The sequence below is a fragment of the Dellaglioa sp. CoH-55-MRSF-7 genome, assembly GCF_056782235.1.
This window is the reverse complement of record NZ_JBXAYI010000007.1, coordinates 43849-59244: the sequence shown is the minus strand read 5'-3', so window position 1 is coordinate 59244 and position 15396 is coordinate 43849. Positions and strand designations below refer to the sequence as shown.

Here is a 15396-nt window from a genome sequence, read left to right as displayed (position 1 = left end):
GAGTAGCGAAGAGGCTAAACGCGGCGGACTGTAAATCCGCTCCTTCGGGTTCGGTGGTTCGAATCCACTCTCTTCCACCATTATTTTATAATATTGGGTTATAGCCAAGCGGTAAGGCAACAGGTTTTGATCCTGTCATGCGATGGTTCGAATCCATCTAACCCAACTAGCTAAAAGCAGATACTTAGGTATCTGCTTTTTTGTTTTATTTGTTATTTTATTTTTTTTTGCGGTATGATGGAGATAGTAATTAAATATAATAATTGAAATGAGGAAACTATGAAAATTGGATTTATTGGAGCTGGTAATATGGCTCGAGCAATTATTGAAGGTTTAGTAGAAGCAGAATTTATCGCGCCAAAAGAAATTTTGGTACACAGTGCAAGAGAGTCCAGCTATGTACCTTATGCTGAAGCTAATGGCTTTACAGCGTTAGGTAGCAATGCTCAGGTGGTTAGTGAGGCTGACGTTGTTTTTCTTGCTGTTAAACCAATTGTCTTAGGTATGGTTTTAGCAGAAATTAAAGAGTCAGTGAAGGAATACAAACCTATGCTAATTTCTATTGTATCAGGTGTTTCAATCTCTGAAATTGAATTAGAATTAGATAATCATTCAGTTGGTATTTTAAGAACAATGCCAAATGTTAACGCAACGGTTTCCGAAAGTATGACTGCGTTAGTCGGTAATGATATTTTGACAGATAAACAAATGAAACAAGGTACTGATTTATTTGATACTATTGGTGAAACGATGGAGATTGCTGAACGCGATTTTAGCACGTTTGTTGCTCTTGCTGGTAGCTCACCAGCATTTATTTACTTATTTATTGATACGCTTGCACGTGCAGGCGTTAAATATGGCTTACCAAAAGATAAAGCAACTAAGATTGCTGCTCAAGCTGTACTAGGCAGTGCAAAAAAGGTCTTAGCTACTGATGAAGTGCCATGGAAATTAATTGATGAGGTTTCATCTCCGGGTGGCACAACTATTGCTGGATTGCTTGCAATGGAAGAGGCTGGATTTATGAATTCTATTATTAAAGCAGTTGATGCAACTGTGGCTAAAGACAAAAACTAAATTTGATATGACCTTGTTTTTTTGGTCTATACCGATTATACTAAGTTTATAAATTGAAGGGATGGCGGATAAGATGAGTATTGTTTTAAAACATGCAGTTATCTACACGGGTTCAGAAAAAATTGAAGATGCATATATTCGATTTGATAAACAAATTAGTGCAATGGGGCCAATGAGCGAATACAAAGCTTTAGCCTCTGATGAGGTTAGAGATGTAGAAGGGAAAATTATTGTTCCTGGATTTATTGACGTTCACAGCCATGGTGGATATAGTTTTGATGCTATGGATGGTGATTCTAAACAAATTAATGAAATGGTTACCGATATGATTCACGAAGGTGTTACGACTTATTTCGCAACGACAATGACCCAATCACATGAAAATATTGCTAATGCTATGGTTGGTATCAAAAAAGCCGCTGAAGTGAACCCTGTTATTCAAGGAATTCATCTTGAAGGACCATTTATTTCTCCTGTTTTTAAAGGCGCACAGCCTGAAAAATATATTGAGGCACCTGATACAAAGTTATTTGATAAATGGAATGAATTATCAGGACATATGATCAAATTAGTGACTTATGCACCGGAACATAAAACGTCACCTGAATTTGAAGAGTATTGTATCAAGAATGGTATCGTACCTTCAGTGGGCCATAGTAACGCTACTCGCGAAGAAATGAAACATTCTCGAGCAAGTCATGTCACTCATTTATACAATGCACAACGCGAATTTAAGCATCGTGAACCAGGTGTAACTGGACATGCATTTTTAGAGGATAATATTTATACAGAAATTATTGCTGATGGTTTTCATATTGTGCCAGATATGATTAAACTAGCCTATGATTTAAAAGGACCTAAACGTATTGAATTAATTACTGACTCGATGCGTGCTAAAGGAATGCCTGAAGGCTTAAGCGAACTTGGCGGGCAAAAAGTTATTGTTAAAGACAAACAAGCAAGATTAGAATCTGGTAATTTAGCAGGCTCTGTTTTACAATATCAAGATGCATTTAAAAATATTATGAAATTTACTGGTTGTGGTATCGAAGAAGCTGTATTGATGAGTTCTGTCAATCAAGCTAGGGAATTCAATTTAACATCAAAAGGTGCTATTGAAATCGGAAAAGATGCTGATATGAACTTATTTGATGCTAACATGCAACTAGAAAGCACATATAGCTTTGGACGTAAATTTTAATAAAAGGTTAGGAAGGTAATTGTTAATGGGATCTCCCATATATATTCAAATTCATAATGAAATGAAAAAAACAATTGAATCTGGTGAATGGGAAGTTGGCAATCGTATTCCGGCTGAACGTGAACTTGCTGTTGTATTTGGTGTCAGCAGAATGACGCTTAGACAGGCAATTCAAACCTTGGTAGATGAAGGTATTCTAGAACGTCATGTTGGTGATGGAACCTACGTTGCTCGTAAGAAGGTTCAAGAAAAGATGTCAGGTGTGACTAGTTTTACTGACCTAATGGCTGAACAGGGAAAAGTGGCTTCAAGTAAGACGATCACTTATCATGTTACAACGCCTTCATTAAGTGAAATTGAAAAGTTACAATTGATCGATGGCGAACTAGTCTTACGAATGGAACGAATTCGTTATGCTGATGGTTTACCGATTTGTTTTGAAGTTGCTACGGTTCCTAATAAATTAGTTGAGGGTTATAGTAAAACTGAAATTACGAGCTCTTTATATCGAACATTGGAAGAAAAAGCCAATTTAACATTGGGAGGGGCACAACAGACAGTGTCTGCTATGTCAGCTGCTGAAAGCATAGCGGATTATCTATCAATCAAGCGTGGTGAAGCGATTTTGAGGCTTCGTCAAGTTAGCTTTTTGAAAAATGGTGAACCTTTTGAATATGTTCGGACACAATATGTAGGGAATCGCTTTGAATTTTATCTAGAAAAATAAAGTTTAAGAAATTATTAATTGCTCTCTTTCAACCATATCAATGGATGAGATAGAGTAATTTTTTTTTTGAGAAATCTGTTCGATTGACATCAATTTGAGATAACGCTATATTATTTAAGAGCAAAAAATAAATTATCTGAAGGGGTTTTAAGATATGTATTTATTAGTTAATATTTTCGGTGTTGCCATTTTTATTTTAGTTGCATTTGCGTTTTCCAAGAAAAAGAGAGAAGTCAATTGGAAATCAATCGCAATTATGGTCGTTATTAATTTATTTTTAGCTTGGTTCTTAACAAAATTCTCATTAGGACGTGATCTTGTAGAAGGCGCGGCTAATGGGTTTAATTGGCTAATGCAGGCCGCATATCAAGGTATTCAATTTATGGTACCCGCTATGCCTAAAGTAACTGATATGGGATTTTTCATGAGTGTTCTATTACCAGTTATTATGATTGTGCCATTGTTTGATATTTTAACGTACATTGGCGTTCTTCCATTTATTATTAAGTGGATTGGCCGTGGGTTATCAAAAATTACAGGCCAACCAAAATTTGAATCATTTTTCTCAGTAGAAATGATGTTTTTGGGAAATACTGAAGCATTAGCTGTTTCAAGCCTTCAGTTGAAACTAATGAAATCAGAACGGAACTTAACTTTGGCAATGATGTCAATGAGCTGTGTGACGGCTTCAATCATTGGTGCTTATACAACAATGATGCCAGGTCAATATATCTTAACAGCTGTTCCAATTAATATTATTAATGCTATTATTATAACAAGTATTTTAAATCCAGTTGAAGTAACAGAAGAAGAAGATACTATTGCTGAAATGACAGGTAGTAACTCAAATGATTTAGAAACTTCTGAATCAGATAATAAAAGAGAACCCTTTTTCGCTTTCTTGGGTGATTCAATTTTGGGTGCTGGTAAGTTAGTCTTGATTATTGCAGCAAATGTTATTGCTTTCGTTGCTTTAGCAGCCTTGATTGATAATATTCTTGGATTAGTTAATCCAAATTTATCACTTGAAAATATTTTAGGTATTATTATGTTCCCATTTGCTTGGTTAATGGGATTCAATCCTTCAGATGCTTTCGAATTAGCACGTTACATGGGTACAAAATTAGTAACAAATGAATTTGTTGTTATGGGACAAGTATCAAGTACGATTAACTCATTTGCACCTCATTACAAAGCTGTTTTAACTGTTTTTGTTACATCGTTTGCAAACTTTTCAACAATTGGAATGATTATTGGTTGTTTCAAAGGAATTGTGGATAAAGAAAAAAATGATGTTATCGCAAGAAACGTTGGTTACATGCTATTATCTGGTATTCTAGTTTCATTATTATCAGCGGGTATGGTTGGCGTTTTCGTTTGGTAATATAACAATATGTAAAAAAGAACTAAGAAATTTTTAATTTCTTAGTTCTTTTTTTTATGTCCTCTAAATTTTTCTTTGTATATTAGTAATAAGTAACGTGGAATAGCTAGCATTCGAATAAAACGAGTCGGTTCTTGGAATAAACGATAAAGCCACTCAATATGATGATTTTGCCAAAATTGTGGCGCACGATTCACAGTACCCGCTAGAACGTCGAAACTACCACCAACACCCATCCAGATACTATCAGACACTTGGCGATTACGCTGAATAAATTCCTCCTGATTTGGAAAACCTGTTGCAACAAAAACAAAATCAGGCTGAGATATTTTAATGTTACTTACAATATCCTGATCATTTTTGAAATAACCATTATGAAATCCGACTAAATTAATGTTTGGATAATCAGACTTAATCGTTTTGGCAACTTTTTGGATGACCGTTTCGGCTGCACCAACTAGGTATATTGATTTTTGATGACTATTAGCCCATTTAAGCAGGCTCATTAAAGTATCATAGCCAGTGATTCGTTCGGGCATTGGAGTCCCTAAAATTGCTGCGCCTTTGATAATACCAATACCATCTGGTGTAACGTAGTCAGCTTGGTTAAGAATCTTTTTATAATCTGGGTGTTGTCGTGCAAATAGAACAATTTCTGGGTTGGCTGTCACGATAAATCGATTTAGATGAGCTATCGAATCAGTCGCTATCTGAGTTAAAAAAGCGTCATTAGTTGTATTAATAAATTCGATATCTAATATTTTTGTTTTTTTAAATTTATTTGGCATAATATGTCCTCACTTTTTAAACTTTGTCTCATTATAACAGAAGATAAATTTAAAATAAGTATTGAATATGACGGATTACGGAAAAAATGGTAAAATGTAGATTATAATTTGTGTGCTGGAAAAAATTCTAGTAGTGCATTCATTTTAAAGGAGAAACATCATGGTAAAAAATTACCCAGATGATAGCTATACGTTACATACGGACGTTTATCAGATTAATATGATCCAAACTTACTGGGAAAAAAATATTCATAATCAAAATGCTGTATTTGAAGTTTTCTTCAGAAATTTACCATTTTCTAATGGCTATGCGATTTTTGCAGGCTTAGAACGAGCTATTAATTATATTCAAAATTTAAAATTTTCAGAGACAGACATTGCGTATTTAAGAGAAGTGGCAGGATATCCAGATGATTTTCTTGCCTATTTAAAAGATTTTCATTTTCGTGGCACAATCAGGTCAGCTGTTGAAGGGGAAGTTGTTTTTAACGGCGAACCCATTGTCCAAATAGAAGGTCCTTTAGCAGACTGTCAATTAGTAGAAACGGCATTACTTAACATCATTAATTATCAAACATTGATTGCAACAAAATCAGCTCGTATCAAAGCTGTAGCCGGAGATGATGGTGTGTTAGAATTTGGTACAAGACGAGCACAAGAATTTGATGCAGCTATTTGGGGAACACGTGCAGCTTATATTGGTGGATTTGATGCAACTAGTAATGTCCGAGCAGGTAAAATATTTGGTATTCCTATCAGTGGAACGCATGCGCATTCATTAGTTCAAGCATACAGAGATGACTATGATGCTTTTATGGCTTACGGAACAACGCATCGTGATTGTGTCTTTTTAGTTGATACATACGATACGTTAAAAAGTGGTGTGCCAAGTGCAATTAAAGTTGCTAAAGAGTTAGGTGATAAGATTAATTTTGCCGGCGTACGAATTGATAGTGGGGATATGGCTTACATTTCGAAACGCGTTCGTGAACAATTAGATGAAGCTGGATTTACAGAAGCTAAAATTTATGCCTCAAATGACTTAGATGAAAAAACAATTACTAATTTAAAAATGCAAGGAGCTAAAATTGACGTCTGGGGCGTTGGAACTAAACTAATAACTGCCTATGATCAACCCGCCTTAGGTGCAGTTTATAAATTAGTAGCCATTGAAGGTGGCGATGGTAAAATGGTTGATACAATTAAACTCAGTAATAATGCAGAAAAAGTATCAACACCAGGTAAGAAACAAGTATGGCGTATTACTAATAAAGTTGATGGTAAAACTGAAGGAGATTACATTGCACTATCGGATGAGGAACCTCAGAAACAAGACTCACTTTATATGTTCCATCAGCAGTATACCTATATTAATAAGTTGGTAACTAACTATAATGCACGACCAATTTTACAAGATATATTTGTTGAAGGTGAACTGGTTTATAATCAGCCAGAATTGGATGCTATTAGAGAGTATTCAAGAATTCAGTTAGATGGGTTATGGGAAGAATATAAACGTGAATTAAATCCACAAGATTACCCTGTCGATTTATCACAAAAAGCTTATGATAATAAGATGGCTATCATCCAAAAAATTAGAAATAATATGAATAATATTAAATAAGGGGTGTTAATCTTGACTGACTTACAAAAGAAAATTATTGAAACTTTGAAAGTGAAATCAAGTGTAAATATTGCAGAAGAAATTCGTATGAGTATTGATTTTATGAAAGCTTATTTATTGAAACATCCATTTTTAAAATCTTTAGTTTTAGGAATTTCTGGTGGACAAGATTCAACACTTGCTGGGTATTTAGCACAACAGGCTATTCGTGAGTTACGTGAAGAAACCGGTGATAGCAATTATCAATTTATTGCAGTTCGACTACCATACGGCAATCAATCCGATGAATCTGATGCATTAGATGCTATAAAATTTATGCAGGCAGATCAAGTGGTTCGTGTAGACATTAAAGGTGCTACCGATGAAATGGTAATAAGCTTAATGGCAAACAATCTTGAAATTTCTGATTTTAATAAAGGTAATATCAAAGCTCGTCAGCGCATGATTGCTCAATATGGGATTGCCGGGGCAAAGTCAGGTGCGGTTGTGGGAACTGACCATGCTGCAGAAGCAATTACTGGATTTTATACTAAATATGGTGACGGAGGTGCTGATATTACACCACTTTGGCGTTTGAATAAGCGCCAAGGTAGAGAGATGTTAGCTTCGTTAAATGCGCCGGAACATCTGTATTTAAAAGTACCAACAGCCGATTTGGAAGAAGACCGTCCAGCGCTACCTGATGAAGTTGCCTTAGGAGTTACTTACGATAATATTGATGATTATCTTGAAGGAAAGGTAGTTTCAAAAGAAATTAGTGATAAAATTGAAAATTGGTATTTAAAGACAGAACACAAACGACATCTGCCAATTACTGTTTATGATTCTTTTTGGAAGTAAATAGTTGCGTAAGCTGTTTCATTTCAGTTATAATTAAAGAAATCATAGGGGAGTAACTGGCGGTTATCCGCGGCAATGTCACCAACAAGAAAGTTCTTTTTCTGGTATTGCCTTAAATAGTGAGACTTATGTATGTTTAAAGTTCTGCAACATACATAGGTCTTTTTTTGTATTTTGTGAAACTATTATAAGGAGGATTACTATGACAAAAAGGATTTACGCACAATCAGTTGACGAAGTTTTAGCAGGCCAAAAGACAGATTTGGCAGGGTTAACAACCCAAGAGGTTAAAGAAAGAACAGACAAGTATGGATTGAATCAGTTGTCAGAAGGTAAACGTAAAACAATATTACAAAAATTCTTTGATCAGTTTAAAGATTTCATGATAATCGTTTTAATTGTGGCTGCGTTAATTGCGGCATCATCAGGTGAAGTTGTGGACGCAATTATCATCATGTTAGTTGTTGTTTTAAACGCTGTATTCGGTGTTTTTCAAGAATCTAAGGCTGAAGAGGCAATTAATGCGTTAAAAGAAATGTCGACACCTAACGCAAATGTAAAACGAAATGGGCAAATTGAAACTGTAAAAAGTGAAAATTTAGTACCTGGAGATATTGTTTTACTTGAAGCAGGGGATGTTATTCCAGCAGATTTACGTTTAACACAGATTGCTTCTCTTAAAATTGAAGAATCTGCTTTAACTGGTGAATCAGTACCTGTTGATAAAAGTTTAAATTTATTAAATGATGAAGATGCTGGTATTGGCGATCGCCATAATATGGCGTTTATGAATAGTAATGTAACTTATGGGCGTGGTGAAGGAATCGTTGTTGGAACAGGGATGAACACTGAAGTTGGACGTATTGCAGGAATGCTCAATTCTGCCGATGAAATGAAAACACCACTACAAGATAATCTTAACCAATTAGGTAAAACATTAACTATTTTAATATTAATTATTGCTGTTATTGTTTTCTTCGTTGGTCTACAAAATGGAGATAATAGTGTCATTGATATGTTGTTAATTGCGATTTCATTAGCTGTAGCTGCAATTCCAGAAGGATTACCAGCTATTGTTACAATTATTTTAGCACTTGGAACACAAAAGATGGCAAAAAGAAATGCGATTGTTAGAAAATTACCAGCAGTTGAAACACTTGGTAGTACTGACATTATTGCATCAGATAAGACGGGTACATTAACGTTAAATCAAATGACTGTTGAAAAAATATTTATAAATAATGAGTTATTAGATGCCGATAAGGTGGAAACAAATTTAGAAAGTCCACTATACCAGGTGATGTCTTTCAGTAATGACACAAAACAAACATCTGAGGGCAATTTAATTGGTGACCCAACAGAGACGGCTCTAATTCAATATCATTTAGATCATGGATTAGATGTGGATGCATTATTAAGCAGTGAACCTCGAGTTGCTGAAGTTCCATTTGATTCAGAACGTAAATTGATGTCAACAATTCAAAAAAATGAGGATAAATCTTTTTTTGTTGCTGTTAAGGGTGCTCCCGATCAACTATTAAAACGGGTAACACGTTATATTGAAAATGGCGAAATTAAACCGATAACTGATGCACAGCTAGATTATATTATGACTAATAATCATGATATGGCAACGCAAGCATTACGCGTGTTAGCATTCGCGTATCGTGAAATGCCTGCAATTCCAGCGGTATTAGATTCAGAAACTGTGGAAAATGATTTGATTTTTGCTGGATTAGTTGGAATGATTGATCCAGAGCGACCAGAAGCTGCTGCTGCAGTTAGCGAAGCTAAGAAAGCCGGGATCCGTCCTTTGATGATTACAGGCGATCATCGCGATACTGCCGAAGCTATTGCAGTTCGATTAGGAATTGTTGAAGCTGGACAACATGAAGCAATTATTTCTGGTTCTGAATTAGATGATTTATCAGACTCAGAATTTGAAAATAAGGTTGAACAATATTCTGTATATGCAAGGGTATCGCCTGAACATAAAGTGCGAATTGTTAAAGCATGGCAGAAAAAGAATCAAGTGGTTGCTATGACTGGTGATGGTGTGAACGATGCGCCAGCTTTGAAATCGGCTGATATTGGAATTGGGATGGGTATTACAGGAACTGAAGTATCTAAAGGTGCTTCAGATATGGTTCTCGCTGATGATAATTTTGCGACAATTGTTTTTGCTGTTAAGGAAGGACGAAAAGTCTTTTCTAATATTCAAAAATCAATTCAATATTTACTTTCTGCAAACTTAGGTGAAGTATTAACCTTGTTTGTTATGACAATGATGGGTTGGAGTATTTTGGCACCAGTCCATATTTTGTGGATTAACTTGGTAACAGATACATTTCCCGCAATTGCACTTGGTGTAGAACCTGCTGAAAAAGGATTGATGGATCAAAAACCACGTGGACGTAAATCAAACTTCTTCTCTGGTGGTGTGATGCCAAGTATTATTTATCAAGGTATCTTAGAAGGGGCTATAACATTATTTGTTTATTGGTTGGCTTTAACGTATCCTGTTCATATGGGTGATAAATTAATTCATGCAGATGCTTTAACAATGGCTTTTGCAACATTAGGATTAATTCAGTTATTCCATGCATTCAATGTTAAATCAATCCATGGGTCAATCTTCAACCGTAATATCTTTAAAAATGTGACGTTTAATTGGTCAATTTTGGCATCATTTGCGTTGCTCGCAGCAACTATTTTAATCCCCGGATTAAATAAAATGTTCCATGTTAGCCATTTAGATATGTATCAATGGGGTATTGTTTTAGCGGGATCATTCTCAATTATTGTGATTGTTGAAATTGTGAAGCTTGGCCAACGATTATTCAGAAAAAATAAATAAAAGGAAGTTTATATCTTGAAAAAAAGAGTTAATGTAAATTATTATATCAATGCGTTAAATGATGTTGCGCAAGCAACTGAAGAAATGGGTAATTCTTTAAATGATCATTACGAAGTAATGGAAAAAGCCATTACTGCAGGTGACTTTTCTATTGTTTCAGATGATGAATTCACAACTACTAAAGAAAAATTTGTTGAAGGTACAGCAAGTTACCAAGAAAATTTAAGCAAATTAGATGATTTACAAGTACCCATTCCTGTTTTGGGAAAACATAAAAAATTAATTAGTGGTTATCGTACTTTTGTTGAAGGTTGCGATGAGATGACAAGTAGTATTAATGTTGAGAAACATCTTGTCGAGGTTGATGCATTTAAAGCTTCAGAAGAAAAACAAGATAAAGGAATGACGCAAACAACTGATATGATGCAACGTATCATGCAACAAATTTTAGGTTAAATTTAATTAAAGAGATTGATATTAGGAATGGTTGTACTGACGCCTATTATTAGTCTCTTTTTTATGAACAAAAAATATTCGAATTGAGGTCGTTATCATGGAAAAAAACATTATGCCGTTAGTATTAAAAGAGCTAAATCAGTATCGAGAAAAACAAATTAACGCAGTTTTAGGGATGCTTGATGAAGGAAATACTGTTCCATTTATTGCACGATATCGAAAAGAAAGAACAGATAGTTTAGACGAAGTTCAAATTCGTGAAATTGAGACAACTTATAAACATGTTGAGAGTTTAGAAAAACGTAAAGCAGAAGTTATCCACATAATTGAAGAACAAGGTAATTTAACAGAAGCTTTAAAAAATAAAATTAGTTTAGCAAAAAAATTGCAACAGATTGAAGATTATTATTTACCTTTTAAACAAAAACGTCGTACTAAGGCCACTATTGCCAAAGAGGCTGGATTAGAACCATTTGCCAAATGGTTGTTGACATTCCCCCAAACAGCAGCTGAAATTAATCAGAAAGCAAGCACATTTATTAATGTTGATGCTGAAATTTTAACTGAAGAAGACGTTTTTGCTGGGGTACATGAAATTTTAGCTGAAGCATTTGGTGAAAGTGCCGAATATCGTGAGTGGATTCGTAAAGTAACTCAAAAAGATAGTTTGTTTGAAGCAAAAGTTAAAGCTGAAGAAAAAGACGAAAAAGGTATTTATCGTGATTACTATGAGTTTAGTGAATCTTTAAAATCAGTCGTTCCGCATCGTGTACTGGCAATTAATCGTGGTGAAAAAGAGGGAATCTTAAAAGCTTCCGTTGTTGTACCAGAACAAGCAATTATGACATTTATGCATTTTAGAATTATTGGGAAAAATAGTGGTGACGCTGTACCAATCATTGAAAATGCGTATCAAGATAGTTATAAACGCTTTATTAAACCATCAATTGAGCGTGAAATTCGTAAAGGTATGACAGAGGTTGCTGAAGAACAAGCTATTAATGTGTTTGGGGATAACTTATACCATTTACTTATGCAAGCACCATTAAAAGGGAAAGTTGTTTTAGGTTTTGATCCAGCCTATCGAACAGGCTGTAAGTTAGCCATCGTGGATGGTACAGGTAAATTCTTAGACAAATTGGTAATTTATCCACATAAACCTGCAAATGGTGAAAAACGTGCCGCAGCTGCTGGACAATTTAAACAGTTCCTTGAAAAATACCAAGTTGAAATGATTGCAATTGGAAATGGAACAGCAAGTCGAGAATCTGAACAATTTGTTTCAGATATTTTAAAAGAAATCGAACGGCCAATTTTTTATGTCATTGTAAATGAGGCTGGGGCATCGGTTTATTCAGCTAGTCAAGCAGCTCGTGATGAATTCCCAGAACTTCACGTTGAAGAACGCTCTGCTATTAGTATCGGCCGTAGATTGCAAGATCCTTTGGCTGAATTAATTAAGATTGATCCTAAATCTGTTGGAGTCGGTCAGTATCAACATGATGTTGCTGAAAAAAAATTGGATGCACAGTTAGATGTCGTGATTGAAGATGCTGTGAATAAAGTTGGGGTTAATTTAAATACAGCTAGTTCAGAGCTATTAACAAAAATTTCTGGATTAAATTTAACAATTGCTAAAAATGTTGTTACTTATCGTGACGAAAATGGTAAATTTACGAAGCGTCAACAACTTAAGAAAGTACCACGCTTAGGACCAAAAGCTTATGAACAAGCAATTGGATTTTTACGTATTGTTTCTGGGGATAACATTTTAGATAATACTGATATTCATCCTGAAAGTTATCCACTAACAAAGATTTTGTTGAAAGAATTGGGGATAAAAATAACTAATTTGGGTAAAACTGAGACAAATGACCAATTAGCACAGACAAATGCTGAAAATTTGGCACAAGTTGTGGGTAGTGGTGTGGAAACAGTAGCAGATATTCTAGCTAGTTTACAAAAACCAGGCCGTGATTTACGTGACGATATGCCGGCACCGTTACTACGACACGATGTGTTAACAATTGAGGACTTAGAACCCGGCATGTCATTACAAGGAACCGTTCGGAACGTAATTGATTTTGGTGCGTTTGTAGATATTGGTGTTAAACAAGATGGACTTGTCCACATTTCACAATTAACAGATAAGTTCGTTAAGAAACCAAGTGAAGTGGTTGCGGTTGGGGACATAGTTACAGTGTGGGTAATGGAAGTTGATTTGAAACGTAATCGCGTTCAGTTAACAATGAAACGACCAACGGATAAATAAGATGACTGATTTTGAATTAACAGCTTTAGTTCAAAACTTATCCACAACTTTTTTTAAGCAGCCATTTATCCACAAAGCAACATTTAATAAAAGACTACGAACGACGGGTGGACGGTATCGATTAAATGACCATAATATTGAAATTAATCCTAAAATGCTGACGGAACATGGTGAGGATATTTTAATAGGTGTTATCAAGCATGAATTATGTCATTATCATCTGCATATTGCTAAAAAGGGTTATCAACATCGTGATCATGATTTCAAACAGCTACTGACAATTGTAGGTGGTAGCCGGTTTGCCCCTCTTGGTCCAAAACAGGCTAAAAAGAAAAGAGTTATTCACTATCAATGCTCTAATTGTGGACAACAGTATCAACGACAAAGAAAAATTAACCTGTCACGCTACGTTTGCTCGAAGTGTCGAAGTAAGTTAATTTTAATGGAATACTAATTTATTTTAAATGGGACTTGTAACAAGGAACAATTTTTGCTACAATTATGATTGTTCTTGCGAGTATGGCGGAATTGGCAGACGCGTCAGACTAAGGATCTGGTGGGATAATATCCCGTGATGGTTCGAATCCATTTACTCGCATAATAGTTTTACTTAAAAGCACTCGACCTTGTTACTATGGGGTTTAGTGCTTTTTTTAATGAAAGATTGCCATACTGGCGTATTATGAAATTAAAGAATTATTAAGCGTTAATTATTTTGGTGTCTTAATTTTGCGATTATTGATAAAATAGAATGAATTAAACTTAACGACTGGGAGAATGGGTAAATTGAATAATTATGTCAAAATAAAAAATATGGCACATTTTGTGCCGGAACGAATTGTGACAAATAATGAATTAGCTAAATTTATGCCAACCTCGGATGAATGGATAGTGGCGCATACTGGGATTAAAACACGACACTATGCAATTGATGAAAATACATCAGATTTGAGTACAAAAGTAGCAAATGAACTTTTACTTAAATCTGGGTATGAAGCCACAGATATTGATTTAATTATTATTTCCACAATTTCGCCAGACGCCTTAACACCATCGACAGCTGCGATTGTTCAAGGAAATATTGGCGCAATGAACGCCTTTGCTTTCGATATTAGCGCTGCTTGTGCGGGATTTATATTTGCTATGAGTACCGCAGAAAAGTTTTTACGTACAGGGCAATACAAACGGGCAATTGTGATTAGTGCAGAAGTTAACTCAAAAATGATGGATTTTAAGGATCGAACAAGCGCTGTATTTTTTGGAGACGGTGCAGGTGGTGCTCTTCTTGAAGCCTCAAATAATTCAGCGGATGAAAGCTTTATTGCTGAAAAAATAGAAACAAATGGGCAAAAAAAGGATGTTATTCATAGTGGACGTATTGAACCATTAAGTGATGTTAATGAAGATAATTATCCAACAATAGATGCATTTTTCCAAGAGGGACGAGATGTGTTTGAATTTGCTACAACAGTTGTGCCTAATCAGATGAAACAATTACTTAAAGATAATAAGTTAAAAACAAGTGATATTGATTTGGTTGTTTGCCATCAAGCAAATTTAAGAATTATTGAAACAATTGCTGATGAGTTAGGGATGCCAATTGAAAAATTTGCAACAAGTGTTATTCATCACGGAAATACATCTTCAGCCGGGATTCCAATGGCCCTAAATGAAGCAATTCAACAAGGGTTTACGGGTGGTACAGTTTTATTAACTGGATTTGGAGCTGGCTTAGCATATGGAAGTTTACTAATAAAAATTTAAGGTGTGTGCAAATTAATGAAATTTAATGAAATTAATCAATTATTAGATAAAATTGCGACAATGCCATTTTCTCATGTTGAAATTGAAGATGGTGACTTTAAAGTAGTTGTAGATCAAGAAAAAACAGCCGAAAAAATAAAAGTAGCAACAAATATACAAGAAGATGATAGTGACACCATTTTTATCGTTAAAAGCCCACTTGTTGGGTTAGTTCATTTTGATAAAATGGGAACAATTGGGACTAAAATTATTAAAAAGCAGGTTATTGCTCAAATTGAAAGTATGAAATTATACAATGATATCCAATCGCCAGTGACAGGTATCGTACTTGAACAACTAGTAGATGATGGTGAATTAGTCGAATTTGATCAAGAGTTACTTAAAATTAGAATAGATGGATAGGTGA

13 protein-coding genes and 2 tRNA genes are annotated in these 15396 nt (G+C 34.9%); 14 read left to right on the top strand and 1 reads right to left on the bottom strand.

Translation table 11 applies throughout. The annotated features are described in order from the left end of the window. Nucleotides 1–94 precede the first annotated feature (94 nt). The 5 genes from AC1RPU_RS07045 to AC1RPU_RS07025 all read left to right on the top strand — a co-directional run bounded on the left by AC1RPU_RS07045 (nt 95) and on the right by AC1RPU_RS07025 (nt 4389). A tRNA-Gln gene (locus AC1RPU_RS07045) sits at nt 95–166 on the top strand. Nucleotides 167–279: 113 nt separating this feature from the next. Continuing rightward, entirely contained in the window at nt 280–1077 is a 798-nt protein-coding gene (gene proC / locus AC1RPU_RS07040; RefSeq protein ID WP_481761867.1) for a pyrroline-5-carboxylate reductase, read from the top strand. Between the two features lie 73 nt (nt 1078–1150). Then, nucleotides 1151–2278 (top strand): N-acetylglucosamine-6-phosphate deacetylase, encoded by a 1128-nt coding sequence (gene nagA / locus AC1RPU_RS07035; protein WP_481761914.1) that lies wholly within the window; start codon nt 1151–1153, stop codon nt 2276–2278. 25 nt (nt 2279–2303) lie between these two features. After that, nucleotides 2304–3005, top strand: coding sequence for a GntR family transcriptional regulator (locus AC1RPU_RS07030; RefSeq protein ID WP_481761868.1), 702 nt, complete (start codon nt 2304–2306; stop codon nt 3003–3005). Nucleotides 3006–3159: 154 nt separating this feature from the next. Then, complete coding sequence (locus AC1RPU_RS07025) at nt 3160–4389, top strand: NupC/NupG family nucleoside CNT transporter (protein ID WP_481761869.1); 1230 nt, start codon at nt 3160–3162, stop codon at nt 4387–4389. A 41-nt stretch (nt 4390–4430) separates the two neighbouring features. Here AC1RPU_RS07025 and AC1RPU_RS07020 read toward each other — a convergent pair whose 3' ends face one another. Beyond that, on the bottom strand, nt 4431–5177 hold the full coding sequence (locus tag AC1RPU_RS07020) for a WecB/TagA/CpsF family glycosyltransferase (RefSeq protein ID WP_481761870.1): 747 nt from the start codon (nt 5175–5177) through the stop codon (nt 4431–4433). Between the two features lie 160 nt (nt 5178–5337). Here AC1RPU_RS07020 and AC1RPU_RS07015 point away from each other — a divergent pair, with 160 nt between their 5' ends. From AC1RPU_RS07015 to AC1RPU_RS06975, 9 genes are all read left to right on the top strand, one after another. Then, nucleotides 5338–6801: a nicotinate phosphoribosyltransferase gene (locus tag AC1RPU_RS07015; RefSeq protein ID WP_481761871.1), complete on the top strand. Its 1464-nt coding sequence runs from the start codon at nt 5338–5340 to the stop codon at nt 6799–6801. 12 nt (nt 6802–6813) lie between these two features. Next, nucleotides 6814–7641 (top strand): ammonia-dependent NAD(+) synthetase, encoded by an 828-nt coding sequence (nadE, locus tag AC1RPU_RS07010; RefSeq protein ID WP_481761872.1) that lies wholly within the window; start codon nt 6814–6816, stop codon nt 7639–7641. A gap of 202 nt (nt 7642–7843) precedes the next feature. Next, nucleotides 7844–10498: a cation-translocating P-type ATPase gene (locus AC1RPU_RS07005; RefSeq protein WP_481761873.1), complete on the top strand. Its 2655-nt coding sequence runs from the start codon at nt 7844–7846 to the stop codon at nt 10496–10498. Between the two features lie 15 nt (nt 10499–10513). Next, nucleotides 10514–10954, top strand: coding sequence for a hypothetical protein (locus tag AC1RPU_RS07000; RefSeq protein WP_481761874.1), 441 nt, complete (start codon nt 10514–10516; stop codon nt 10952–10954). Between the two features lie 97 nt (nt 10955–11051). Next, entirely contained in the window at nt 11052–13226 is a 2175-nt protein-coding gene (locus AC1RPU_RS06995; protein ID WP_481761875.1) for a Tex family protein, read from the top strand. Nucleotide 13227: 1 nt separating this feature from the next. After that, entirely contained in the window at nt 13228–13680 is a 453-nt protein-coding gene (locus AC1RPU_RS06990; RefSeq protein WP_481761876.1) for a SprT family protein, read from the top strand. 59 nt (nt 13681–13739) lie between these two features. Further along, nucleotides 13740–13824: transfer RNA gene (locus AC1RPU_RS06985), tRNA-Leu, on the top strand. A 179-nt stretch (nt 13825–14003) separates the two neighbouring features. After that, nucleotides 14004–14990 carry a beta-ketoacyl-ACP synthase III gene (locus AC1RPU_RS06980; protein ID WP_481761877.1) on the top strand — a complete coding sequence of 329 codons (987 nt, stop codon included), beginning with the start codon at nt 14004–14006 and terminating at the stop codon, nt 14988–14990. Between the two features lie 15 nt (nt 14991–15005). Continuing rightward, nucleotides 15006–15392 (top strand): acetyl-CoA carboxylase biotin carboxyl carrier protein, encoded by a 387-nt coding sequence (locus tag AC1RPU_RS06975; RefSeq protein WP_481761878.1) that lies wholly within the window; start codon nt 15006–15008, stop codon nt 15390–15392. Nucleotides 15393–15396 lie beyond the last annotated feature (4 nt).